We start from the raw sequence: 26,506 nt of genomic DNA, 5'->3' as shown, positions 1-26,506 counted from the left end.
ACCCTGCTCCTTTTTTCATTTCTACTATATAATTAACACAATTCTTATTATAACGAAAAAAATCCCTTTGTTTCTTAATATTCGGTTAAATTTTTTTAATCGTTTCACATTTTACGCCCTTTGTTTTTGGGTCATCTTATTTTTTTACATAAAAACAGATGCACTACAAAAGGAAAATGTAGTGCATCTGATTAATGTTCGTGTATGTATATATTATATGTTTATACTAAATATTTTTTTAAAGTACTGTAAACAGCTCCAGGTCCCGCAAGCATTTCTATGAAAAACGCTTCAACTTTTTCACCGAGTCCTACGCTATATAAATCTAGACCAAAAATGCTTTCTTTTTCCAGTAATGGTCGAATATCAGCCGATGTATCGCCTAGCTTGATATCTGCTACATACTTCATTAATTCATCCATCAGTGGATCTGAACTTAAGTTAAAACGCTCTCCTTTATCATCTATAGCAAGAAGATAGCGTACCCACGCCGCAAGCGCTAAAGGAATCGCAGTTAATTGTTTAGGATCTAGATCCTTCGATGCTTCATATGCTTTGATTGTCTCTCCAAAGCGTATGGCCACTTTTTGAGAAGTATCGGTTGCGATACGTTGAGGTGTATCCGGAATAAACGGATTTGCAAAGCGCTCATTAACAACTTCATCAATAAAAGCTTTTGGATCAATAATTCCAGGGTTAACCACAACTTTGAGTCCTTCTTCATATCCAATCGTATGAATTAACTTGGACAAAACCGGATCTTTAACTTCGTCGGCAATAAGTGTATAACCTAGCAAGCATCCTGTAACGGCTAAAGCTGTGTGAAGCGGGTTAAGGCATGTTGTTACTTTCATCGTCTCAACGCGATTTACCGTTTCACGATCTGTAAAAATAACTCCGGCTTCTTCAAGTTTTGGACGTCCATTAACAAACTTATCTTCAATGACAAGATACTCACTAATCTCTGCATTGACAAAAGGTGCCATATAGGAGTTTTTGCTTGTTATGATAACATCCATATCTGCTAATCCATCTTTTTCAAGACTTGCTTTTACATCGTCTGACGGACGGGGAGTAATTTTATCAATCATGGAAAGTGGGAAAGTGATTTTTTCTTCATCTTTTATATAATCGATAAACGCTTGCTCTACATATCCGCGTCTTAGCCATTCTTCTGCTATGGTATGCACAGCCGCTTTCACTTTATCTCCATTATGGGAACAGTTATCCATGGATACAAATGTCAATGGATATGCTCCTTTTTTAAAACGCTTGTATGCAAGTGCCGTGATAATACTCATGGTATGTATCGGATGCTCTAGCCCTTGTTCAAGATCTTTTTGAATAATACCTAAGTACTCTCCATCGGGTGTTGTAATTGCATAGCCCTTTTCTGTTATGGTAAAGCTAGCCATTTGAAGGGATGGATTTTCAAAGATTTCTGTTAGTCGCGCATAGTCATTCGGACGCTTTTGATCTGTTGTAACACTCTCAACAATAGAGCCTACAACTGTCTTCTCAAATTCGCCTGTTGCTTTCATCAGTACTAACATTGTCAGATTATCAAAGGGTGTATAGACTTTGTCAATGACTTCAAAGTCAAAAGACTCTGCCGCAACAATTCCTGTATCTGCCAATCCTTGATTAAGGACTTTTTGGTAGGCATTCGCCACAAATCCTCTAAAGATATTTCCAGCACCAAAATGCACCCATGTCGGACGTTCTTGTGTGTTTTTTCGAACTAGTTCTATGTCAAATTCAGGTAATGCCACATCGACTTTCGCCCATGCATCAGCTTTTTTTAACGCGCTTTGATTTAACTCTAACATCTAGCAGCCTCCTCTTTGTTTGTCTAGGCTATCCCAAACACCCAGCATATACATTACACCTAGCGCACGGTCATATAGACCATATCCAGGACGGCAATCTTTTTCTTCACCCCACAAGTGACGACCATGGTCCGGTCGAATATACCCTGTAAAGTTGTTGTCATGATATGCTTTTAACACTTCATACACATCGACATTTCCATCTTTTCCACGATGTGAGACTTCACTAAAGTCTCCATTTTCATAAACTTTAACGTTACGAATGTGGGCAAAGTAAATGCGATCATGAAACTCACGTATGATTGCAGGTATATCATTTAACAAATTGGGACCAAGTGAACCTGTACATAGTGTTAATCCACTGTATGGATTATCGACTTGATCTAAAAAGCGTTGGATATGATCTCGGCTTCGAATGATTCTTGGAAGACCAAAAATAGGCCATGGTGGATCATCCGGATGTATCGCCATTTTTACATCATATTGCTCACAAGCTGGCATAATACGTTCTAAGAAGTACTTTAAGTTTTCAAAGAGCTTATCTTCGTCGATATCTGCATATGCATTAAATAATTCATCAAGTTTTGCCATGCGTTCCGGTTCCCAGCCTGGCATCGTATATTTGCCTGCGCCCTTTAGGATACGTTCTGCCATAACATTAGGATCATTAACAATGGCATCTTTTTCATAAAATAGCGAGTTTGAGCCATCTGGCAATTCTTTATACAAGTCTGTTCGTGTCCAGTCAAATACAGGCATAAAGTTATAGCAGATTACTTTTACTCCACGTTCCCCAAGCTTTTTAATGGTATCAATGTAGATATCAATATACTTGTCACGCGTAGGCAATCCGATTTTAATATCATCATGTACGTTCACACTTTCAACTACATCTGCATTAAAACCTTTGCTCTTTATTAAGTTCATTACTTTGTCAATCTCATCTTCTTCCCATACTTCACCAGCCACTTTGTCATGCAGTGACCAAACGATACCGGTAACACCTGGAATTTGACGAATGTGATCTAAGGTAATAGAGTCGTTGCCTTCTCCATACCATCTCCACGTCATTTGCATAATATACCTCCTTTTGTCAACTTGTATACAAGTTATATATTCCACTATAAATCACTTTACCCCTTTTGTCAATAGGATATCTCTCAAAAAAAATTACATACATCTTTACTTTTTTATCAATTCCTGTATACTAGATACTAGCAAGAGAAAGGATGAATGTATAAATCATGGCAAGTAAAAAAGAAACCATAATCCAAACGCTAAAAGAAGAAATCCTCACATTAGAACTAAAACCCGGAACAATTATCAGCGAAACCATGCTAAGTGAGCGTTTTTCCCTTTCGCGCACCCCCATTCGCGATGTTCTAAAACAGCTTTCCTTAGCCGGATATATTGATATTTATCCCCAACGCGGAAGTATTGTTTCCTATATTAATCTAGAATCTGTCGAACAAGTTATCTTTATGCGAAGTATTCTAGAAAACGAAATTCTAAAAAAATTGTGCGGACATCTTTCTTTGCAAGGTGAACATCGCCTATTATATATATTAAATCAGCAGATGGAATGCGTCTCTCCAGAGATTGATTTAAAATCCTTCATAAAATTTGACGACCTTTTTCACAAAACCATATATGAACTTGCAGGGCATGCAATGGTCTGGGACTTCATCCAATCATCAACCGTTCACTATACTCGATTTCGACACTTACATATGCTAAGAAAAGAAAAACTTCTATCCATTATTAATGAACATAAGCAGATTATTGCACACCTCAAAAAGAACGAATCTTATGAGATTGATACGATTATTCATGAGCATCTACGCTCCGATATCAAGTCCCATTATATGCAAAAAAATTTTGGTGAATACATAAAAAATTAACATATCACCATCTAGAAAAACTTCACACTATGTGATATGATGATGAGACACTATAAAAAATAGTACGAATGTACTATTTTTTTTAAACATTTCAAACTATACTATTATGAATGGATTGAAACTATGTCTTCTATTTATGAAAAACATTATGAATTTAATATTAATGACTGTACCCTTGCAATCATACATTCACAAATTGAACAGATGCTTGCCCCACTGCCTGAATCTGTCTATGCTGATTTGTTGATTGCTTTGCATGAGCTCATTATTAATAGCTGTAAAGAAATGGAGTTGCAAAATACCCCTACGAATGTTATATGCATTCACATTTACCAATACACCGAGGTTGTTATTGTACAAGTTAATGATTCCGGTCGAGGACTGGATGACTACACCCCGGTAAAATACCTTTGTCCGTTTAGAGAAAATGGTCGAGGTTTATCCATGGTTATGTTACTTTCGGATTGGTTTTTGACCTATCCAGATATAAACAACCACTATTCATATTATATTATCAAAAAACTATACTAGAACATCTAAGGAGAGTATCTTATGAACACATTAAAGAAAACCGATTCATTACGCTTTAAGTTTTTTATTTCTTTTACAATAATTATTCTTTTAATATTAACCGAAACCGGTCTGACCATGTACTTTGAAAATCAATATGACAGCGCCACCCAAGAGGCTATGGAAGCTCTTGAATTTAGTCAGTTTTTGCATGACCGCATCATTGACCATGAAGAATATGTACTAAACATGTCTCTATATTTATTAGGTGAAGTCAGCACTATGGATACCTCGGACTTTACGGCATGCCAATTAGGTCAGTGGTACTATTCTTTTACCCCAGATTCAAGAATACTTGAACCTTTTACAGCGATGGAAATCCCCCATGAAATAATCCACAATTCATCCCATCAAATCATCGAGTATATGGAAAGCGGCAATACTACATCCGCCTACAAGCTTTTTCGCGATGAAATGTTGCCCAATATCAAACATGTTAAAGACAATTTATTTTTAATTGCTGAGATTGAAGATACCCGTTCACAAGAACTACGCTCAAATATGGAAACACTACAAACCATTTTAAATGCAGTAAGCTTTATCACAAGCGGACTTGTTATTGTTGCAGCACTTATTATTTCAATTCTTCTTTCTAAAATGATTATTGAACCTATTTATAAGGTCGTCGAAGCAATGAATAATGTAGCTGCCGGTAATCTTGACACACGTGTCAATCACCAATCACGTGATGAACTTGGGTCTCTTGCAACCTCTGTAAATGATACAATTGATAAGCTGACACTCATTATCAGCAATATCCGTTCAAAATCTGACCATGTTGAAGATCATTCTCTTTCCATTCGTGACTCTTTAAAAGAGATTAGCATTGCATCTGAAGAAGTCACAACGACAACCGTTCAGATTGCCAACAACTCGGATATAATGGCTGGAGAACTTAGTTCAATCAATGATTCTACAGATGAACTGGCAAAAATGGGTCAACACTTAAATCAAGTGGTCCAAAATACCGGACAAGCAATTGAGCAAAGCTTTAACGCTTCATTAGATGGACAAAGCGCTATTCAAGAAGTTGTAAAAAGTATGGATGAAGTTAACCGAACCGTTGATTTTGCTTCAAGTGCTGTCAACAAACTTATTGAACGTAGTCGACAAATTGGTGAAATGGTCAAAGTGATTGAAGGCATTGCTGCACAAACCAATCTTCTTGCCTTAAACGCTTCTATAGAATCTGCACGTGCAGGTGAAGCCGGCAAAGGATTTGCTGTGGTTGCAGATGAGATTCGTAAACTTGCTGAAAATTCAAGTGATGCCGCTTCTCAAATTATTAGCCTTATCGAAAACATTGAATCCGAGACCAAAGCGACTGTAAACTCCATGGAATTTAATCAGGAGTTAGTCAATACTCAGATTTCTCAAATTAATAAAGCTGAAAGCGCACTTGCAAATCTATATGCATTTAATAAAACGACCCAAGATGCAGGTCGTTCATTGGATGAAGTCTCTGACTTAATGTTAGGCAAAACAAAATCCATACTCGATTCTATAAACGCAGTGAACGATTCCATTCAAAATAATGCTGCAAGTACTGAAGAAGTGACGGCTGCCACTGAAGAGCAAAATGCGACTATTGTCACTGTAAATGAAATGAATCAAGCATTAACTCAAGAAGTCATTGAGCTGAACGATTTAATCAAAGAATTCAAATTAAAGGCTGGTGTATAATATGTTACATACATTTGAAAATAATCAACTCATTCTTAAACCACAAGGCAAAATCATGATGGATCGATCCGACACGATTAAAAACGAAATGAAGGCGTTAATCGAAAAAACCAAAGAACAATCACCTCAAGATTTTTCAAAGGTCATTGTTGATTTGTCTTCCGTTGATTTTATTGATAGTACCGGCGTTGGAGTTTTTATCTCCATCTATAAGTTTTCTACCGAAAAAGAGTTTCACTTAACCTTAGTCAACCCCATGCCCATGGTTGAAAAAGTATTTACTATTACCAAACTTGAGCAAATCATCGATATTCAATCGAATGGAGCTTAAACACTATGATTATGAAACAATTCACTGATTTTAATTTATCGATTTATATCGCTTCAAAAGATGCCACTGTAGGCACACGAATAAATGCGTCTCTTAAACAGGCTAACAACTGTAACATTGTTGCTACGCCTGAGGACGCAAATTTTTGTATTGTTGATGCTTCAATCTACTTGGCATCCTCTTCTTTTTATGACAAGCATTTCGATGCTTGTCTTAAATTATTATTGCCAGAGCATTATGAACAATTAGATCAGCTTTTGAGCTCAAAAAATCCGTTTTATCTACGACATGATTTTACCGCTTATGAACTAACCTATCAATTAAAGCTCATTCAAGAACATTTACAATATAAATTTCAAAACCAAGTGCTAAGTACACTTTATAATGCAGCACAAAATTCAATTGTTATTACAAATACCGAGGGACAAATCGTCTTTGCCAACACTTATTTTTTAAAGGCTACAGGCTATAGCTCGGACGAAGTCCTTGGCAACTTACCTAAACTGATTAAAAGCAATGTCCACGAAGCCTCTTTTTATCAAAAACTATGGACTACCATTCAAAGTGGTTCGATATGGAATGGTTTTTTTATCAACCGAAGAAAAAACGGACGTTTTTTTTATGAAGAAGCAACCATTTCTCCAATTTTTAACACTTCAGGCACCATCACCAACTATATCAAAATAGGAAAACTTGTAAATAGAGAGCGGTTACTTTCTGATCAACTAAGTCAGGAATTTAAGACGGCAAAAAATATCATGGCATACATGTTGCCTCCTGACTACAAGGACGCCAATGTCCACTTTGAAGCAAAGGCCAAGGCTTACAACTATCTTGGCGGCGATTTTATATGCTTCGAACAACTCTCCCCAACAAAATACGCCATGGCTCTACTCGATGTCATGGGACATGGTACTTCTGCCACACTAATTGGATTAAAAGCCATCTCTACTTTTCAATCATCCATCCATTATGACACCCTTGAAAATGCTGTAGCCAAGACAAATGCATCCATCTGCCAAGTCAATCAAAACGATATTTCATCGCTACGTTATCTTTCTGGAATATTCTTGGAAATAGATTTATCCAACCAAACCGTTAACTATGTCAATGCTGGACATCCTGATTTTTACATTCAAAAAAGGAAACAGTTGAAAACTGTTTCCTCGAATAACATCATCTTAGGTGTTAATTGCAACATGTCCTATGTAATTGATACGTTCTCAACCACTGACCTTGAATATATCTTTTTATATTCTGACGGTTTGGTCGAGCATCCTAACGAAAAAGGTGATACGCTTAATGCTCAATTAGAACAAGCCCTCCTGCAAATACCTACTGGTGATATGACCTTCACCCAGCATATATTAAACGCATTGCTTGGTGATAGAACCATCGATGACGACATTACTTTGTGCCGCTTAAGCTTTTTTGACCATTCGACAACATAGCAACTGGCGCCACAAACTATATCGTCCACTCCCCATGGATAATGGCGACTAGTTTCCACTGTCCTGCATTATCCAAAAAAACTAAACGAAGAGAGCGCCAGTCTAGACCTTCATATTCTTCCTCAAATCCTGAAAAATGAAACTCTACAAACTCTCCATTCAGATAAACTTCATCATGATTATCATACATATTTCCCACTTGAATTGCTGTATTATTGCCAACAATTTCCGGATTCGCAAAATCCTGATCATAAATAAACCGATCATAATACTCGGCAAATGTTAAATCGATTGTGTCGCCTATTCCATCATAGGTTCCCCAATTATAGATTGACGTATCTTGGGCTAAATTAGCCACTTCATTGGCAGTCATGACAATATCTGTCCCCGGATTCACATAAAAATACGGTGAAAAACGGACCCCTTCTTCGTCATGAACCCATGTGCTTAATGCTTCAAAGTCTTGCTCTTTAAGTAAATGCATTACTTCAAACGCTGTCTGGATTAATTGTCCCGATTCTGATACTTTAAGCGTTCCATTTTGGATATTTTCAAGTGTCGTTGTCAGTTCATCTACTTGTTGAGTCATTTGAGCAACATCTTCTTCCGCTTTACTTAGTTCTTCTTGTAAAACAGTGTTCTCAGTTTCTACTTCCGTAAGATGTCTTTCCAGCACATCCCGCTCTTCACGAACTCTATCAAGCTCTGTTGAGTTTGATTGGCATCCTGTCAACACTAATAAAAGTACAATTATCCCTATTATTTTTTTCATATCTCCTATTCATCCTTTCTTTGAATCACTTCAGATAATGCCTTCGCTACTGCTTGCGGATTCGGAACTAAAAACCGCGCCTTTTTTTTACTATGAACATCTTCAATCTCCAGCACATCTGTTTCTCCCCACAAAATTTTTGCCAATAAATTCTTTGGTTCTTTTTGAACACATATCTGTATATTTTCTCGGTCAGCCTTAAACTTTACCGGCTCTTTTGATACGCGATTTGCATTAAACCAGACGGTTTGCTCATCAATTAATATATTTCCAAACCAAGAATTATATATACCTGTGTTAAAGACACAAGGTAAAAACCAATATCTTTCTTCAATGCCATCATTATCATAAAAGTGGTCAATTGTTTTTGTTATCCACAGGCGCTTGGCAAAATAAAAAATTGCCCACACAAGGATGACTTTAAAAAAATAATCTGCTAATACTTCCGGTGTAAAAAAAGTCGCTTGAATTCCCTGAAAGAATAAAACCATATATTTGTATATCCCAACACCAATAATCGCCAAGACAACAACTCCTAGATGTAATCCGTATAAGATTTTTTTTAGATATTCCTGATATACTCCATATTCAATAACCGCTTTCATTGTGATGTCCTCCTCGTTTGATTGTGTATCCTTATTGTACCAAATCCCACATCAAATAGCTACGAAAACATTATTTTACTTTGATTATCAAAGTTTTTTTGTTATAATGAATGCATTACAATCAATACATTCTAGGATAAACGAGGTGCTTTATGGGAAAAATAGGAATAATAACATGTAGTACGAGTGGGCTTGATTATTTAGAAGGTTATGAAGATATTGAAATTGCCAGAACAACTATTCACATGAATGATACAGAATATTATGATGGAAAAGATATTCATCCCAAAGAATTCTATGCACAATTAGACACATTAGACACAATTCCTTCCACAGCTCAACCATCAACAGGTCAGCTTCTAGATCTCTATGAAAAAATGTATTTAGCAGGCTATAGCGATATTATCTATATATCCATCTCAAGCCATTTAAGCGGAACATATCAAGGTGTATGTGTATCAAAAACCTATGTTGATAATCTAAGCATCCACCCATTCGACTCAAAAAGCGCCAGTTTTTTAACCGGTTTTATGGCTATCGAAGCGCATAAAATGGCTAATGACGGCGCTAGTGTTCAAGAAATATTAGCTCATCTTGAGACGCTTAGAAACCATGACCATATATATTTTATGGTTGATGACTTAAGTTATCTTGTTAAAAACGGACGTCTGTCAAACGCTTCTGCCTTTATTGCTTCCATGCTAAAAATCAAGCCGTTACTCGAAGTCAACGCTGAAGGCAAAATTGTTGCATGGGAAAAAATCCGAACAACAAAAAAAGCTATGGATCGTGTTGTAGATTCGTTCTTAAACGATACGGACAATGGAAAAAATGCCCGATTTATGTTCTTATTCAATACCGACGCCCCTGAAAAAGTAGCCTACGTCAAATCCCGTCTAAAGACACATGGAATTGATACAGATAAACTTATCGATTCACCTATATCGCCAGCTATCGGATGTCATGTAGGCAAAGGAATCATTGGAATTGGCTACATAAAAAGTGTATAATAAGATTAACTCAATCATTGTTTCAGATTATGGAGGTAGTATATGAATACGAAAGCATTACCTGAACAGTACATTATCTATGGCGCAATGGGTCTAGGAGGTCCTTGGGAGGAAACCTTTGAACTAACCGATACACACTATGACGAAGCCGAGTTAGCTATTCAAACAGCCCTTGATGAAGGCATCACTTTTTTTGATTTAGCTGACATCTATAAAAATGGTCGTTCTGAGCTTGTCTTTGGACATTATCTCAAAAAAAATCCACAGATTCGCGAAAAGATCATACTTCAATCCAAAGTCGGCATTCACCTTTGGGGGTCAGATTTTGGATCTAGGTTTGATTTTTCATATGACCATATTATTACATCTGTCGATCAAATATTAGAACGTTTAAACACGAACTATCTTGATGTCCTTTTACTCCATCGTCCCGATCCCCTTTGCGATCGCGATGCACTAAAAAAAGCTATAGATGAACTCTTTACCTCTGGAAAAATACGCAATCTTGGTGTGTCGAATATGGACTACCATCAAATCAAACTTATTGAAGCTTACACCGGCAGAAAAATAATTGCCAACCAACTTGAACTTAGCCTTAAGAAAACCGATTTTGTTGATAGCGCCATCGGATTTAACAATCCACATGGCAAAGGACTCGATTTTCAGTTAGGCACATTGGAGCACTGTATACTTAACAATATCAGTTTGCAATCCTGGAGCCCTCTTGCTCGAGGTATATACTCCGGTGCAAAGCTAGATAAAGATACGCATCAGACAATACTTGATACAAAAAATCTCGTTACGCGCCTTGCCAAGAAATACGCTGTATCCTCAGATGCTGTTGTCCTGGCTTGGCTCATGAAGCATCCTGCAAAAATAAATCCCGTCATCGGAACCACCAACCCTGAACGCATAAAAAATGCCATGCAGGCTTTTCATGTCTCTTTAACACGTGATGAATGGTATGAACTTTTGGTCAAATCCAAAGGCATACCGATGCCATAAAGGAGCTTACACATGTTAATACACGGAGATATGCTGCAAAAACTCGTCAACAAAATTATCGATGACATCGGATATAATATTAACATTATCGATACCAATGGGATGATTATTGCCAGTGGAAATCAGCAACGTATCGGAACTTTCCATAAGATTGGCAAGCAAGCTTCTGATGAAGAGCGACGTGTAGACATTTTACCCAGTGACGAAAATCACTACGAAGGTGTAAAAGCCGGTATCAATCAGCCCTTTTATCATAACGGCACATTAATCGGTATCATTGGAATCACAGGAATTCCCAGTGAAATCAACGAATTATCTAATATTGTTAAATCGATGATTGAGCTGATGTATGAGCAAGAAGTCTTAAAGCAGAAGATGTATTATCGCCAAAGTGATAAAACCTATTTTTTAAACGAATTACTGAATCTGACCAATCCCGAATCCATTGTCACCACAATGAACTGGGGAGAAAAACTTGGTTATGATATGAATGCACGACGTAATGTGATTGTATTAGAGTTTAATCATATAGGATCTAATGCTGGCTCCTTTACTCCCCAAGAAAAAATACAAGAGATATATCAGCAGATTAAATCCAACAAGCATCATCATAAAAATGATATCTCAACCGTTGTCTCTTCAAATCGAATTGTGATTTTAAAAGCTTCGTATTTTGCCGATACACACCTTGAAACAAAAAATCTGCAAGAATACATTCAAGAGATTCTTGCTCTATTCCAAAAAGATACCTCTTTGTCTTATCATATCGCCTGTGGAAGTTATTATAATGATCTTTATCATATTAAGGACAGTTATTATGAAGCTGAATTTGTATTATCCCAGCTAAAAACGTCTTCTCTCGAATGCTATGGTTTTATTCACGAGCATCTTCTTGCTTTTTTTATATCGAAGATACCTGAACATATGATGCATCACTTTTTTGAAGAAGACTATGATAAACTCATGGCTGTTAATGGCATGGCAGAGACGTTAGTTGCCATGTATCAAAACAACATGAATATGAGCCAATGTGCTAAGAACATGTTTTTACACCGTAATACAATTCTATTTCGATTAAACCGTATAAAAGAGCTTCTAGACCTTGACCCTGCCGAACAGATTGGAGATCGTATATATTGGTATCTATTTGCCGAATATATTAAAGCCCAAAAATAATGCTCACCAACACACCTTATTGTGCACACTGCATAGTAAAGGTGTGTTTTTTTGTATTTTTCAATAATGTTTTTTCCTCACTACTCATGTATGCTTATATGTATAGTAACTCTTACACAAAAAGAATTTTAAAAAACACACTTTTTAGTTAATTATGACTCATCAAGTTTGCGAGAGGAGAAAATAATGAAAATACTGATAGCTTCAGATTCTTTTAAGGGAAGCCTATCCTCAAAAGACATTTGTGATATTGCTACTGATGCATTGACATCAGTATTGCCCCAAGCTAAGATTCATGCTATTGCCCTTGCTGACGGCGGAGAAGGGACTGTTGAAGCTTTGGTTGAATCCACTAACGGAGTCTATCGAAATCTTAATGTTATCGGTCCCCTTGGCGAAAAAGTATCCGCAACCTATGGCATCTTAGGTGATGGGCAGACAGCAGTCATTGAGATGTCTAGCGCTTCTGGTATCATGCTTGTTCCCCAAGAAAAATTAAATCCTTTGCTCACAACAAGCTTTGGAACAGGTGAGCTGATCCTTGATGCTATCGGCCAAGGCTGTACAAAGATTATTATGGGCATTGGCGGCAGTGCAACTAACGACGGTGGTGTCGGCATGCTACAAGCACTCGGTTATCATTTTTTAGATCATCAAGGCAAGGAAATCGAATATGGCGGTCAATCCCTTCATCAGATTGCTTCCATTACCTTTGAAGATGTTTGTACAGATTTAAAAGATATCGAGTTTGTTGTTGCATGCGATGTGGATAATCCACTAACAGGACCTACTGGCGCCACCTATGTTTATGGTCCGCAAAAAGGAGGCACTCCTGATAAGCTTAAGCGTCTTGAAGAAGGCATGCTTATTTATCGCCAACGTATGATCGACTTTTTAGGTAAAGATGTCAATGACCTTCCCGGTTCAGGCGCTGCTGGCGGAATGGGTGCCGGACTCATGGCATTTTTAGATGCTACCACAGGGTCAGGTTTTCAAATTATCAGCGAAACCATTGCCTTAGAAAACATTATTAAGCAAGAAGCATTTGATTATATTTTCACCGGAGAAGGGCAATTAAACTACCAAACCCTACATGGAAAATTACCTCACGGAATCGCTCGCTTGGGTAAAAAATATGGTGTTCCCGTGATTGCCGTTGTCGGCTCCTTAAATAGCGGCTATGAACAAATGTATGATGAAGGTTTAACCGCAGCTTTTAGCATTATAAGTTATCCGATGAGCCTAGATGAGGCCATTATAAACGCTAGAGAGCTTGCCTATCAAACCTATCAGAATATAGCAAAACTACTATAAACTATATGTTAGAGGAGGATTTATTATGGTACAAGGACCTATGCTACTCGTTATTTTAGTTTTATCCATTGTTTTTATCGTGGTCGCAACAGCAAAGTTAAAGCTTCACCCATTTTTAGCCCTGCTGATAGCTTCATACGGTGTCGCCTTCGCTTCGGGAATGGATGTTCTTGAAATCGGCGCAACAATACGTTCAGGATTTGGAGGTATTCTTACCTACATAGGGATTGTGATTATTCTAGGAACCATCATTGGAAAAATACTCGAAAAATCCGGTGCAGCAATTGTTATGGCAGATACAGTACTAAAAATCGTTGGCGAAAAGCGTCCCGGGCTTGCGATGAGCATCATTGGCTATATTGTATCCATCCCAGTATTTTGCGACTCTGGTTTTGTTATTTTGAACTCTCTCAAAAAATCATTAGTCCAAAAATCCAAAGTCTCCGGCGTTATGATGTCTGTATCTCTTGCAACAGGGCTATATGCAACACACACACTTGTTCCTCCTACTCCGGGTCCAATTGCCGCTGCAGGTAACCTCGGATTAGACGATCAACTTGGCCTAGTTATTCTCGTTGGTATTGGCGTCTCTATCGTTACAATGCTTGCCGGACATATGTGGGCAAAAATTGCCGGAAAAAAATATACCTCTGCTGAAGACCATGAGACACTTGAAATGGATTATGATGTTATCCATAAAGAATTTGGTAAACTTCCTAGTGCATTTAAAGCTTTTGCTCCTATTCTCGTTCCTATCTTGTTAATTACCTTAGGATCTATTGCTAACTTCCCAACCCTTCCTTTTGGTGAAGGTGGTGTGTTTACTCTTTTTGCTTTCCTTGGAAAACCGATTAATGCTCTTATGATTGGCTTATTTTTCGCCTTTGCTCTACTTCCACACTTTAATAAAGAAACATTATCCGGTTGGATTGGCGAAGGATTAAAAGATGCCGCAATCATAATTATGATTACCGGTGCCGGCGGTGCTTTTGGTACTGTATTAAAAGCTACCCCCATTGGCGATTATCTAGGTTCTTCTCTAGCTACTTTAAATATCGGTATCTTCGTTCCATTTATCATCGCAGCGTCTCTTAAGACCGCCCAAGGTTCCTCAACCGTTGCACTCGTAACCACTTCAGCACTTGTTGCTCCATTGCTTCCTGCTCTTGGATTGGCAACCGTTTTAGGAAAAGTACTGACGGTTATGGCAATTGGTGCAGGTGCCATGACAGTGTCTCATGCCAATGACAGCTTCTTCTGGGTTGTTGCAGAGTTTAGTGGCATGGACGTTTCAACCGCTTATAAGTCTCAGACCGTTGCTACATTTATCCAAGGAATCGCAACAATTATCGTTGTCTTCATCTTAGCCCTTATCTTTATATAACCCATGACTAAAGCGAGCATTGTCAAAATGCTCGCTTTTTTCTATCCTTCTATCATGGTAAAACACACTATTCTCCGGAAAATCCTGCCAAAAAGCGCTGAAGGGTTTCATCCTTGGGATTATCAAATACCTCTTCTGGTGTTCCTACTTCAGCTATGACACCTTCATATAGATAGACAATTTTATCCGATACTTCTTTTGCAAAGGCCATCTCATGTGTAACTATAACCATGGTCATTCCCTCATCTGCCAGCTGTTTAATAACTTGTAGAACCTCACCTACAAGCTCCGGGTCAAGGGCTGATGTCGGTTCATCAAAGAGCATCACATCCGGCTCCATCGCTAAAGCTCTGGCAATAGCTACCCGCTGCTGCTGACCTCCTGATAACATGGCCGGATAGACATCTGCCTTATCGTCCAATCCGACTTTATGTAATAAGGCCATCGCTTTTTCTTTGGCCTGTGCCTTCTCTTCTTTTTTTATCACTCGTGGTCCCATCATAACATTTTGCAATGCCGTTTTATGTGGAAAAAGATTAAAACGTTGAAAGACCATACCTACCCGTTCTCTTAGTTGATTTACATCATGTTTTTCCGATACAATTTTTTTTGCTCCGATGTAGATATCTCCTTTATTTTTCTTTTCCAAAAAATTGATGCAACGAAGTAAGGTACTCTTTCCTGAACCGCTACCTCCAATAATACTTACCACTTCTCCTGGGTAGACACTTAAGTCCACACCTTTTAATACTTCTAAATCATCAAAATATTTATGTAATCCGGCAACGCGAATCATTGGTTTATCTTTCATTGACTTTGAGCCTCCCTTCTAGTCGTCTCAAAAGGTAACTTAATATTGCAATAATCACATAATAATATATTCCCGCCGTTAGCAAAATCGGAAACGGATCATAGGTTGCTGCAACTAACTGACGTGCCATAAGAATGGTTTCCGTAATTGTTATAACACTGGCAAGCGAGGAATCTTTAACTGCTATAATAAACTGGTTACCTAAAGATGGGACCGAACGCTTAAATGCTTGCGGAAGCACCACATAGCGAAAAGCCTGTATCTTTGTCATTCCAAGCGCTCTTGCCGCCTCATTTTGACCAAAATCAATCGATTCAATTGCTCCTCTAAAGATTTCACTGATATAAGCGCCACTATGAAAGGCTAATCCAATAACTGCCGATGTAAAGGCATCAAACTCAAGCCCCAGTTTTGGCAATCCATAAAAGATAAAATACAACTGGAGCAATAAAGGTGTCCCTCGTACAATCGATACATATACATTGGCAATCACTTGAAGAATTTTTAGTTTAACAAGCTTTAACGAGGTGACCACGAGTCCAAATAACGTTCCTAATAAAATAGAAAAAAAGGACAACTGCAATGTTAAACCGACTGCCGGTAAAAATTTTGGCGCATATTGAATCATGGTTCCAAAAAAGTTTTGTATTGATTCTAAAATTAATTCCAAAGGTTATGCCTCCTATTTTTCAAGTATATTGACGCCAAACCACTTATGGCTTATCTCTTCATAAGTTCCATTTTCCACAAGCGTTGCCAATGCTTCATTGACTTCTTTTAATAGCGCTTCATCTTCTTTTCGAATAGCAATAGCTATCTTTTCATCGTAGAGCAGACTACCTGCTGGTTCAATTTGGACATCATATTTTTCCGGTGCTAAGAGCCCAACGAACTTTCCTGTAACAAGTCCTTCCATACGTCCTTGTTCCAACGCCATAAAGTTATCGACATCCGATTCAAACTGCATGATTTCACCTATATTATCCATAGAACTTAAGGCATCATGAAATGTTGTCCCTGTGACAACTCCAACCGTTCCGGCTTCAACTTGCTCGATGCTTTGAATATCTGATCCTACCGGTACAAAAAACTGTGCTCCATCATAGTAATATGGATCGGTAAAGTTAACTTTTTCAAGACGTTCTTCGGTAACAGCCATACTTCCGATAATCATATCAAAGCGCTTACTTTCAAGTCCGCCAATAATACCATCCCATGCTGTTGTTACCGGTTCTGCTTCAACACCCATTTCCTTTGCAATCGCTTTGGCAATCTCTATATCAAAACCATCAAGTTCACCGTCCTCATTAATAAAGTTAAACGGCGGATATGCGCCTGTCATGGCAAAGGTCATCGTTGAATCTTCTTGAATTTTTTCTAGGGTTGTCTGTGAGGACTTTGCACACCCAGCTATCAAAACCAAAGAAAGTACTAGGATCATTGATAAAATTATATTTACTTGATTTTTTTTCATAATAATTCTCCTTTTTTTAATCATCTATTTAATTGATACATCTTCGATATGCTTATACCAAACATTCATCGTTTCTATTTGTCCGCCAATATTTGTGTTATTGATGAGTCGTCCACCGTAAGTGTAGCCCATCTTGGAAAATGTAATATTCATACCATACGACACTGCTCGTGCGATAGTGTAAAATGTAAGGTAGCCCTTTTCCTCTAACACTTTCTCAAGAACTTCTAAAAGCGCCTGTCCATATCCACGACCTCGATATTCAGCTAATGTTGCAAAATCTGTCATCTCGACGTTACGATGTGCATAATCCGTCTCTCCGGACGCAATAGCCACAAGTTTTCCTTTGCAAAAAACGCCATAGTAAATAATATGCTCATCCATGGTTTGTTCTATGTAGCCAGCATCAAAAATCGGGAATGGATACGTTGCAAACACTTGTTTATAGACCTTAGCCATTTCTTGGCTATCTTCTTTTTCCAACAGGCGAATCTCCTCTTCAGCCCTTAGATGTGGCTTTCTTAAAGATGCCGTGGTCTTTTGCTTTGCTATGTTGAGCACATCATCTATCTGCTGACGATCTCTAAGTATGCCTCGTTTTGTATTTGAATAATAGGCCATAAAATATCCATCGGTTCTTCCATGAAATAATTTCGGAATCCAAGCTTCTGCTTGGTAGTCTTTTTTCTCCAACTCTTTTTTCATCTCCTGTGGAACTTTGGCAATAATTTTTGAATAGCCGCACTGATCTAATAATTGGTGCGCCCTTAAAAACACTGCATCACTATCGTCTCTAGCGCATTGCATTATATATACACGGTCACTACTTTTCCCGTGATTGATAGCAGATTTTCCAATAGCTTCAGATGCGTTATAGATAAGCGTTTTCTTGATTTGCTCTTTCATCTGCTTCTTCCACTCCTTGATTGCGTCGGTCTCTCTCTAGGTTTTCCGGTGTCAATGTAATCTCTTCTTCATAGTCGCACAACAATTTAGAAATTCCTACAACAACCTCATCTTCGTCTTCGTTGTTAAGCTTCAAATGCAAGTCGCATTGTTCGCATTGTCGATCACATTCAATCGCCTCATAATTATCCGGCATCGTATATGTAGTAATTACACCTTCATAGTTTCTAAGCACCACTTTATTAACCGACCAAGAAATCAGGTAATTTGGCATCACAGGAATTTTTCCTCCACCGCCCGGTGCATCAATAACATATGTCGGAACAGCAAATCCACTGGTATGTCCACGGAGACTTTCCATGATTTCAATTCCTTTACCGACATTGGTTCTAAAGTGTTCAAGCCCTTGTGAAAGATCACATTGATATATGTAGTATGGGCGCACCCGATTAGCCACCAATGTATGCACAAGTTTTTTCATAATTCGCGGACAATCATTAATTCCTCGTAAAAGAACCGATTGATTCCCTAAAGGAATACCTGCTTTTGCAAGCTTTTTTAAGGCAGTTTTTGAAGAACTTGTTAACTCTCTGGAATGATTAAAATGTGTGTTAACCCAGATATTATCATATTTTTCTAGGACATTAATCAATCCGTCGGTAATTCGAAAAGGAAGAACCACAGGCGTTCTTGTTCCGATACGAATGACTTCTACATGCTCGATAGCCGAAATCTCATCAAGGATCCATTCTAGATAACTATCCGAGAGCATAAAAGGATCACCACCTGAAAGCAGAACATCTCTGACTTTTGGAGTATTTTTGATATACTCTATCCCCATACGTATTTGTTCTTTCGAAGGGATGGAGTCTTGATCCCCCACTTTTCTTTTACGTGTACAGTGACGGCAATACATGGCACATACATTGCTTGTATGGAATAAAACGCGATCTGGATATCGATGGGTGATTCCCGGCACAGGACTATCCTTATCTTCGTGCAAAGGATCTTGCATATCACAACTAGTAAGCTGTAACTCCTGGGGATCAGGAAAACACTGTTTAAACACCGGATCATTTTCATAATCCTCCCTATCCACAAGGGATAGATAGTAAGGTGTTATAGCCATGGGAAACTTATCTATCGTCTCCTGAATGACTTGGCGTCTCTTCCCATCAAAATGTACCCCAAGAATCGTTTCAACCGTTTCAACTTTACGAATCGTGTTCTTAATTTGCCATTTCCAATCTCGCCACTTGGCATAATAATCCTTGGTCACCTTTTTTTTATCCATCTTAAACTGTGTCATTTGTATTGTTTCTTGCATGAACTCTCCTTCCAACTAAGGTCAATCAATAATCGTTTAGATGTGAATTTAAAAAAACTTAGGCACTCTAACTCTGGATTTCCAGAGTTAGAGTGCCTAAGTTTCGCTAAATACATTTATTTAACTCACTTTATACCATGTCAACACACATAGTATAGTATATGACCACTTGATCCTATACAAGCCCCAGCTCAATACGAAGTTTTTCCATTATGCCTTTCAACTCTACAGATGGGTTAATCCCCCTCCACATCACTTCGTTAATTAAAACGATACGTAAATGAACTCACCAATCTATCTACTCAACATATGTACTTCACTTTTGCATTTTTATAAGCTATATGAAAAAAACTTTTCATACATAATTCTATATTTTCAATAATTTTTTGTCTTAAAAACGTTCTAATAACTTTGAACCTCTACTATTATATCAACCAAATGCCGTTTTGTCAAGGTTTGTGATAACCCTTCATATTTATTACTCTTGTCTATTTGTTGTCATTATATATCCTTAAAGTTTCTTCTCAAAAAAAACAAAGAATTATTATTCATCTTTTTGAATATTATTTGATTTCTGTTTTTTTATTTTTAATAAAAAAGTTTACATTTTATAGCAATTCTACTTTATATATTATGTAACCCAATAACAAGTTTCATTATGTAAATCAATTTTTTTATATAAGCTGCAGATTACATTAAATAATTGAATTACATTAATATCGAAAGGAAAAAAATGAGTAAGAAATATTACAATGTATCACTTGAAGCTCCTTATATCAAACAAACAAGTTCATCTACCTGGGACGGTTTTAAAGAATTGTGGTCTGATTTCAACTTAAGTCATTTCAAAAACACTGGTTGTGCTCTTTGTTCTTTAACAATGGTAACTGCATATTTAGAAAACAAATTCACAATGCTACCAGTAACATTAGCCAAGCGAGGTGTTATCAATAGAAATGATCCGACTGTAAGAAACTGGGACAACGCATCAAGAAAGTTTGATATATCAAAAGAAACATCAAATTGTTTATCAAAAATTGCACAGGACATTATAATTAATGGTTATCCTGTTGTAGTTGAAGTTCCTGGTCATTTTGTAGTAGCATATGGAATAAGAGGTTATCTACCACTCGATCCTGATGGAAATCCCTACTACAATTCTATCCTTTCAAGCATGATATTGGTTGCTGACCCATATCATACAAAGCAAGATACTTTAGAAAAAGTTTTAGACTACAGAGGCGGAAACGTAAAAAGTATTCGTAGAGTTATAAGATAACTTTATAAAATATAGTAGCAGTAGCTTAATTATATCCGATTTGCTCTTCGATTAAGCTACTGCTATTTTCTCTGTTTCTTTATTAAGAACAACAACTTTAAAGCAAACTACTTATCCACAGTATAGAGTACCATTGAACATTGATCTTCTGTTTCTAAAGCATTTGTCATTATCATTTCCCCATATAATTTAACATTTTGATTAATTGAAAAATTAATGTATAAACAAGATTTTTTTGCATTTTCTTTCAATACGTCTTCAAAAAGAATTCGCGTTGGAGAATTCATCTGAATATCATCAAAAAAGCCCCCATTATTTTTTTCATTATTAATAGCTTCTACTCTAACATTTGAAATTCCTCGAATTTTTTCAAAATCTTCCCGAATCATCATCTTTTCCTGAATCACATTAACAAAAAGTATAGAAGCTTCTTTCTTTTCCACATTATAGTAATAATAAATTTCTGGCGAGAAATCATCATTGTTATTTTCTTGTACAACCTCAAAATTAATATACACTCTTTCATCTAGAACCTCAGAACGCAATTTAATTGTATTGAAAGAATTTTGTCCTACCTTTATATAAGGCTTCTGTATTCCCGGAACTTGTGTATAATCCTCATTAAGAACTACTCGCTCCGTAGAAAATACATTTTCTTCAAGAAAATACGTTATTATTGTCGGAAAATTATCTGGATAAGTAAAAAAACGTTCTCCTGTTTCCAACATGCGAAGTTTGTTTTTTTCTTGATCAATAAAATAAACTTCTTCCTCCACTAAAGTCCCAATAAGTTCTATTTTTTTTTCATTTATATTGTCATTTGAGTAAATATTATCCCCATACTGGTGAGGGTATTGCGACTGTATGTTAAACAATATGGTCTCATCCTTTTTTTCATTATATAAACAATATAATGGTCCACCACTCCCAGGCCAAGAAATCAAGTAATAGCTAGTATTTTGAATCTGTGTTACTTTAAAGTCTTCCTCTGTAAAATCATCAGATAAATCCAAAACGACCGTAGCAACTTTTTCTTTGTAGTCATTTTGAAAAGTTTCTATTTTATTTTCACTTATCTTATAATCATTTTGTTGTTCTCTCACTACCTGGTCTCTATTGGTACACCCTAAAAATAAAAACAAAAAACAAAATACCATTACCCATTTTATTAACCTATTTGTTAGTACTTTCATTTTCATCCCCCTTATTTCACAAAGTTGATACACCACTACTCATCATTAATTAATGATATACTAAAAGACAAGACACATCAAGGACTTTTTATTAATGTTTGATTAAATAGACAAATTGCAATTACCTTTTTCAATCTATTTACTCCTTAATAGATATAGGAGGTAAATATATGGATAAGGAAAAAACATTAGTTTATTTAGTATATTCTAGCAAGAAAGGAAACAAAAAAAGCTTATTAACTATAATAGATCAATTCACCCCGCTTATACACAAATATTCTAGAAAGCTAAACTATGAAGATGCTAAAAGTGAATTGATAGAAAAGTTGCTGACAATAGTATTACAAATGCCTAAAATAGAAAACGAAAAAAAAATCATTTCATATATTCACAAATCAATTATACATGAATATATAAAACTTTCAAAAAGAAACACATCATTCAACCAAAGGCTTACTTTTTATGACGATTCTTTTTTTGAATGTACCAAAGCTCAAAATGAATTTTCAAAAATTCACTTTTTTGAATTAATAAATGACTTGAAACCTCGGCAACAAGTAATTATAAAATACAAATATTATTACGGTTATACCACAAATGAAATTGCTTCAAAATTAAATATTACTAGGCAATCTGTATACAAAAATGAAAAATGTGCATTAAATATTCTAAAAAATCAGATATCCCCTTCACAAAAATTTTGATTTTATCAGGTAATAAAATAATATCAATCATTGAATAAATAATAAAAGAATAAATACGATTGCAAAGTAGTATATCTGAAGTATCTGCGTAATAAAACCTCTCATAAAATGAAAAAGCTTTATATCCCCAGCTTTTTCTTTATGCTTAAGTACGTAATATTAAGAAAGGATAAAATAACAATATGGAATCAGAACTTTTACAAGTCGCAGTAACACAAGGCATGTGGGCTACGTTAGCTGTTGGATTAATTTTATATACTATAAAATATCAAGAAAGACGTGATTTAAAACAAAATGAACGTGAAGAAAAATATCAATCTACAATTTTCAATTTATCAGATAGTTTGAAAGTTGTAAATGAAATAAAAGAAGAATTAAAATCACTAAAAAGAGAATAATCTATTCAAAGTTATACGTTAACATGAGCTCTATTATTTCATTTTGCTAACATTAACTACTTTGTTTTTTATTGTCATTCCATTCAATTGTTTTACTACTTTATCCCCTTTATGGTTAAAAATCTCAACATACGTAAATCGGTCACGTATATCAATCACGCCAATATCTTGCTGATCGATACCATCCAAATTGCAAAGAGCACCGACGACATCACCTGCCCGTATTTTCTTTTGCTTGCCGGCTGAAATACGAAGTAGTGTAATATCTTTAAATCCCTCATCACGTTTTTGTGTATCTCTCTCTTTTTTTGCTCTCGTTGGCAAAGCATAGCTTGTTGGCAATTCGTTAAAAGTTGTCCGTAAATACCCTTCAATATCTTGCACTTTATATTCGTCAGCCGGACCGATAATACTGATTGCAACCCCTTTATTGCCCTCACGTCCTGTTCGTCCGATCCGGTGGGTATAGTTTTGCACATCCACAGGTAAGTCATAGTTAATAACCAAAGGTAACTGATGTATATGCAGACCGCGCGCTGCCAAGTCAGTGGCTACCAGATAGGTCGTTTTTCCTTCTTTAAACCACTGGATCTGCTTAAGCCTTTGTTTTTGAGGCATATCTCCATGAAGCATGTGAACATTTTTATACTTTCTGCACATGGATTGATACACCCGTTCTACATCTAGCTTGGTATTACAAAAAACCAGACACTGGTCTGGTTCTAACTGCTTAATAATCTCAAAGAGTGTCTTTGTCTTATCCAAGGACTGGGTTGTTTTAGAAAAGGATTCAATAAGCTCTTTTTCATCAATAATAGAATCCACTTCAATATGCGTCGGATCGTTCATGTACTCTTTTGCCAATGTCACCACGCGCTCTGGCATCGTCGCGGAAAAAAGCAAAGTCTGTCGATTAGAAGGTAATTGGTTCATAAGACCTGTGACACTATCTAAAAACCCTCGTCGTAAAAGCTCATCCGCCTCATCTAAGACTAATACCTTAAGCTGATCTAATACCAAGTGCCCCTTATCAAACAGGTCGATTACACGACCTGGTGTCCCTACAACAATATGTACTCTTTGTTTTAATTGATGTATTTGAATGTCAATATTTTGTCTTCCATAAACAGGCAATGTTCGTATACGTTTATATTTTCCTATCTTTTGTATTTCTTCACTCACTTGAACAGCTAATTCCCGGGTAGGGGTCAATATTAACACTTGAACACAGTTATTTAGAACCTGAACATTTTCAACAATAGGAATGCCAAATCCTGCTGTTTTCCCACTTCCTGTATCCGCTTGAACTACAAGGTCTTGTCCATCTAAGGCATCAACAATTACTCGTTTTTGAACTTCTGTTGGTTGATAATAGCCTAGCATATTCAAACTTTTGATAATCGAAGCATTCAAGTCATATCTATCTTTAAAACGCTCACCCATTGGAACCGCCTTTTAATTTCCCTTTCATTCCAAGACTGTTTGAAGCAAATAAATTATTTTCAAAAGAATAATTAAATTCATTATTACGCTGATGGCGCTTAATCCCAAGACGAATCAACTCATCGAGTAATTGCTTGTATTTTAACCCACTAGGTTCCCATAAATAAAAGGATAAGGAGCCTGGGATCGGATTAATCTCATTAAAATAGACTTGGTTTTTATCGGTATCAATAATATAGTCAATTCTAACAACACCTGAACACCCGTACTTTTGAAAAATAGCAATTGAATAGTCTTCAATATCCTTTTGCATCTTAGCATCAATATCGGCGGGAATTTGTCGTTTTGCACTACTCATGCCTTTTGTACTGTTTTGCATATACTTATCATTAAAGGATAAAATCTCATCTGCTGTACTTGGTTCTTCAATAACAGATGCTTTTGCCTGTTCAATATCTCCAAGCACTGAACAGTTGACCTCCCGTATATTGTCTACCTTGTTTTCAATAATAAGTTTTACATCGTAGTTAAAGGCTTGCTCTATAGCAGCTCTTAATTGTTGCGAGTTTTTGGCAACTTCAATTCCAATACTTGATCCACCACCTGCAGGCTTTATAATCATTGGAAAAACTAACTTTTGCAAAATCTGCGTCAATACATCTTCGCTTTTTTTATAATATGCGTATTTATCCACTGCGACAAAATCAATCACTGGAATACCTACTGATGTCGCAACAATTTTGGATATATCTTTATCCATACTAATTCCGGATGCTAAAACATTGGAGCCTACATAAGGGATTGAAAGCATTTCTAACAATCCTTGTACACCTCCATTTTCCCCTTTATTCCCATGTAAAATTGGAAAAGCCAGCTCAAAATACCCCAGTTTTTTACTAAAGAGCTTACTAGGAACCTTTAAAAGTTCCACCTTTTCTTCACCCTTACATTTTTCAAATCCACATTGTGAACAGCTATTTAATAGCGCTGTCATATCTTTATAATTTTTAATGTCTAATAAGGCATCGCCTGTATAGAACGTCTCATCCTTAGCTATATATATTGGAATAATTTCATATTTATCCTTATCCATATTTTCTATTGCTTGTATTGCTGAAATCACCGACACTTCATGTTCTGTCGCTTTACCACCGAAAAAAACACCCACATGTAGTTTCATGCTTTCTCCTTCCTTTTCTAATGAACTTATGAATTGGCATCCATAGGAATGCTTAACATTTGAATTATATCATAGCCCAGATTTCATAACAATAGTCAAGCTATTAAGAATTAAATATTTCATCAAGGGATTGTATGACTTTTAATCTTCCTTCATTTTCTTGTATCTGCTTGTCTAAAGATGCTAGCGAGTCGTGACGATTAATCCCGATAACATCCATCTGAGCATCCAGCGCTCCATAAATACCTACAATAGAGTCTTCAATGACAACAACCTCTTTTGGGTCTAAACCCAACAGATGCTGTGCTTTTTCAAAAATTTGTGGACTGGGTTTATTCTTGGCAACATCCGCTCCGGTGACTATATGCATAAACATATGCGCATATTTTGTCTTTTCAATGACCATACGAGCACTTTTCGATGATGACGCAATGGCAAGTTTAATATCCTGCTTTTTTAATCGCTCCAATAGTTTTTGTGCATCTTTAAAAAGCGTTACTCCTTGAGTATTAATTATTTGTTCATATGCCTCTTTTTTTTCCATGGAAATCTGATCAATCGTTGATGCACTTACCGTTCCTAAGATATTTTTTATTGCTTGTTCACGCCCTTGCGATTGGCACTTATCTTGATATTGTTCAAGGGTTAAAGACACATCATAATGACTAAATACTTGGCGCCAAGCTTCTAGGTGATACTGTTCCGTCTCAAGCAAGACACCATCCATATCAAATATTATTCCTTTATACATTGACTTTTC

Annotated in this window: 26 protein-coding genes; 13 read left to right on the top strand and 13 right to left on the bottom strand. The window is 36.5% G+C overall.

Going from position 1 to position 26,506, the window contains the following annotated elements:
- Positions 1 to 221: 221 nt before the first annotated feature.
- Positions 222 to 1,829 carry a mannitol dehydrogenase family protein gene (locus QBE53_02795; protein WZL82052.1) on the bottom strand — a complete coding sequence of 536 codons (1,608 nt, stop codon included), beginning with the start codon at positions 1,827 to 1,829 and terminating at the stop codon, positions 222 to 224.
- Complete coding sequence (gene uxuA / locus QBE53_02790; GenBank protein ID WZL82051.1) at positions 1,830 to 2,906, bottom strand: mannonate dehydratase; 1,077 nt, start codon at positions 2,904 to 2,906, stop codon at positions 1,830 to 1,832.
- Between the two features lie 167 nt (positions 2,907 to 3,073).
- Here uxuA and QBE53_02785 point away from each other — a divergent pair, with 167 nt between their 5' ends.
- The 5 genes from QBE53_02785 (at position 3,074) to QBE53_02765 (ending at position 7,765) form a co-directional block, all read left to right on the top strand.
- The gene (locus QBE53_02785; protein WZL82050.1) at positions 3,074 to 3,730 is read left to right on the top strand and encodes a GntR family transcriptional regulator; all 657 of its coding nucleotides are present in this window, start codon (positions 3,074 to 3,076) and stop codon (positions 3,728 to 3,730) included.
- Between the two features lie 123 nt (positions 3,731 to 3,853).
- Positions 3,854 to 4,261: an ATP-binding protein gene (locus QBE53_02780; protein ID WZL82049.1), complete on the top strand. Its 408-nt coding sequence runs from the start codon at positions 3,854 to 3,856 to the stop codon at positions 4,259 to 4,261.
- A gap of 21 nt (positions 4,262 to 4,282) precedes the next feature.
- Positions 4,283 to 5,983: a methyl-accepting chemotaxis protein gene (locus QBE53_02775; GenBank protein ID WZL82048.1), complete on the top strand. Its 1,701-nt coding sequence runs from the start codon at positions 4,283 to 4,285 to the stop codon at positions 5,981 to 5,983.
- Between the two features lies 1 nt (position 5,984).
- Entirely contained in the window at positions 5,985 to 6,314 is a 330-nt protein-coding gene (locus tag QBE53_02770) for an STAS domain-containing protein (protein ID WZL82047.1), read from the top strand.
- Between the two features lie 5 nt (positions 6,315 to 6,319).
- Positions 6,320 to 7,765, top strand: coding sequence for a SpoIIE family protein phosphatase (locus tag QBE53_02765; protein ID WZL82046.1), 1,446 nt, complete (start codon positions 6,320 to 6,322; stop codon positions 7,763 to 7,765).
- Positions 7,766 to 7,781: 16 nt separating this feature from the next.
- Here QBE53_02765 and QBE53_02760 read toward each other — a convergent pair whose 3' ends face one another.
- Positions 7,782 to 8,537 carry a lipoprotein gene (locus tag QBE53_02760; GenBank protein ID WZL82045.1) on the bottom strand — a complete coding sequence of 252 codons (756 nt, stop codon included), beginning with the start codon at positions 8,535 to 8,537 and terminating at the stop codon, positions 7,782 to 7,784.
- 5 nt (positions 8,538 to 8,542) lie between these two features.
- Positions 8,543 to 9,142, bottom strand: coding sequence for a hypothetical protein (locus QBE53_02755; protein WZL82044.1), 600 nt, complete (start codon positions 9,140 to 9,142; stop codon positions 8,543 to 8,545).
- 152 nt (positions 9,143 to 9,294) lie between these two features.
- Between QBE53_02755 and QBE53_02750 the strand changes: the two genes are divergently transcribed.
- The 5 genes from QBE53_02750 to QBE53_02730 all read left to right on the top strand — a co-directional run bounded on the left by QBE53_02750 (position 9,295) and on the right by QBE53_02730 (position 15,031).
- Positions 9,295 to 10,152, top strand: a complete 858-nt coding sequence (locus QBE53_02750; GenBank protein ID WZL82043.1) for a DegV family protein — start codon at positions 9,295 to 9,297, stop codon at positions 10,150 to 10,152.
- A gap of 42 nt (positions 10,153 to 10,194) precedes the next feature.
- A complete protein-coding gene (locus QBE53_02745; GenBank protein WZL82042.1) occupies positions 10,195 to 11,157 on the top strand; it encodes an aldo/keto reductase in 963 nt (320 codons plus the stop codon).
- A 12-nt stretch (positions 11,158 to 11,169) separates the two neighbouring features.
- Positions 11,170 to 12,333 carry a sugar diacid recognition domain-containing protein gene (locus QBE53_02740; protein WZL82041.1) on the top strand — a complete coding sequence of 388 codons (1,164 nt, stop codon included), beginning with the start codon at positions 11,170 to 11,172 and terminating at the stop codon, positions 12,331 to 12,333.
- 186 nt (positions 12,334 to 12,519) lie between these two features.
- Positions 12,520 to 13,647, top strand: a complete 1,128-nt coding sequence (locus tag QBE53_02735) for a glycerate kinase (protein WZL82040.1) — start codon at positions 12,520 to 12,522, stop codon at positions 13,645 to 13,647.
- A gap of 25 nt (positions 13,648 to 13,672) precedes the next feature.
- Positions 13,673 to 15,031, top strand: coding sequence for a GntP family permease (locus QBE53_02730; GenBank protein WZL82039.1), 1,359 nt, complete (start codon positions 13,673 to 13,675; stop codon positions 15,029 to 15,031).
- A 67-nt stretch (positions 15,032 to 15,098) separates the two neighbouring features.
- On the opposite strand, the gene QBE53_02725 is transcribed toward QBE53_02730, so the two are convergent.
- Genes QBE53_02725 through ablA form a run of 5 tightly spaced genes read right to left on the bottom strand, consistent with a single transcriptional unit; the run spans position 15,099 to position 19,549 of the window.
- A complete protein-coding gene (locus tag QBE53_02725) occupies positions 15,099 to 15,842 on the bottom strand; it encodes an amino acid ABC transporter ATP-binding protein (protein WZL82038.1) in 744 nt (247 codons plus the stop codon).
- Positions 15,832 to 16,512: an amino acid ABC transporter permease gene (locus QBE53_02720; GenBank protein WZL82037.1), complete on the bottom strand. Its 681-nt coding sequence runs from the start codon at positions 16,510 to 16,512 to the stop codon at positions 15,832 to 15,834. The genes QBE53_02725 and QBE53_02720 overlap by 11 nt, the downstream gene beginning before the upstream one ends.
- A gap of 12 nt (positions 16,513 to 16,524) precedes the next feature.
- Positions 16,525 to 17,316 (bottom strand): transporter substrate-binding domain-containing protein, encoded by a 792-nt coding sequence (locus QBE53_02715; protein ID WZL82036.1) that lies wholly within the window; start codon positions 17,314 to 17,316, stop codon positions 16,525 to 16,527.
- A 24-nt stretch (positions 17,317 to 17,340) separates the two neighbouring features.
- The gene (ablB, locus tag QBE53_02710; protein WZL82035.1) at positions 17,341 to 18,222 is read right to left on the bottom strand and encodes a putative beta-lysine N-acetyltransferase; all 882 of its coding nucleotides are present in this window, start codon (positions 18,220 to 18,222) and stop codon (positions 17,341 to 17,343) included.
- Positions 18,188 to 19,549, bottom strand: a complete 1,362-nt coding sequence (gene ablA / locus QBE53_02705) for a lysine 2,3-aminomutase (protein ID WZL82034.1) — start codon at positions 19,547 to 19,549, stop codon at positions 18,188 to 18,190. The genes ablB and ablA overlap by 35 nt, the downstream gene beginning before the upstream one ends.
- A 733-nt stretch (positions 19,550 to 20,282) precedes the next feature.
- On the opposite strand from ablA, the gene QBE53_02700 reads away from it, so the two are divergent.
- On the top strand, positions 20,283 to 20,828 hold the full coding sequence (locus QBE53_02700) for a hypothetical protein (GenBank protein WZL82033.1): 546 nt from the start codon (positions 20,283 to 20,285) through the stop codon (positions 20,826 to 20,828).
- Between the two features lie 107 nt (positions 20,829 to 20,935).
- Here QBE53_02700 and QBE53_02695 read toward each other — a convergent pair whose 3' ends face one another.
- Entirely contained in the window at positions 20,936 to 22,021 is a 1,086-nt protein-coding gene (locus QBE53_02695) for a hypothetical protein (GenBank protein WZL82032.1), read from the bottom strand.
- Between the two features lie 170 nt (positions 22,022 to 22,191).
- On the opposite strand from QBE53_02695, the gene QBE53_02690 reads away from it, so the two are divergent.
- Positions 22,192 to 22,725 carry a sigma-70 family RNA polymerase sigma factor gene (locus tag QBE53_02690; protein ID WZL82031.1) on the top strand — a complete coding sequence of 178 codons (534 nt, stop codon included), beginning with the start codon at positions 22,192 to 22,194 and terminating at the stop codon, positions 22,723 to 22,725.
- 182 nt (positions 22,726 to 22,907) lie between these two features.
- Entirely contained in the window at positions 22,908 to 23,123 is a 216-nt protein-coding gene (locus tag QBE53_02685; GenBank protein ID WZL82030.1) for a BhlA/UviB family holin-like peptide, read from the top strand.
- A 33-nt stretch (positions 23,124 to 23,156) separates the two neighbouring features.
- Here the strand turns inward: QBE53_02685 and QBE53_02680 are convergent, their stop codons facing one another.
- The 3 genes from QBE53_02680 to QBE53_02670 all read right to left on the bottom strand — a co-directional run bounded on the left by QBE53_02680 (position 23,157) and on the right by QBE53_02670 (position 26,497).
- Complete coding sequence (locus QBE53_02680) at positions 23,157 to 24,566, bottom strand: DEAD/DEAH box helicase (protein WZL82029.1); 1,410 nt, start codon at positions 24,564 to 24,566, stop codon at positions 23,157 to 23,159.
- Positions 24,559 to 25,746 (bottom strand): D-alanine--D-alanine ligase, encoded by a 1,188-nt coding sequence (locus QBE53_02675; GenBank protein WZL82028.1) that lies wholly within the window; start codon positions 25,744 to 25,746, stop codon positions 24,559 to 24,561. Before QBE53_02675 ends, QBE53_02680 begins: the two co-directional genes overlap by 8 nt.
- A gap of 103 nt (positions 25,747 to 25,849) precedes the next feature.
- Positions 25,850 to 26,497, bottom strand: a complete 648-nt coding sequence (locus QBE53_02670) for a beta-phosphoglucomutase family hydrolase (protein ID WZL82027.1) — start codon at positions 26,495 to 26,497, stop codon at positions 25,850 to 25,852.
- Positions 26,498 to 26,506 lie beyond the last annotated feature (9 nt).

The organism is Vallitaleaceae bacterium 9-2, assembly GCA_038396585.1.
Taxonomy (GTDB): Bacteria; Bacillota; Clostridia; order Lachnospirales; family Vallitaleaceae; genus UBA1351.
This window is presented reverse-complemented; position numbering and strand designations above follow the sequence as displayed.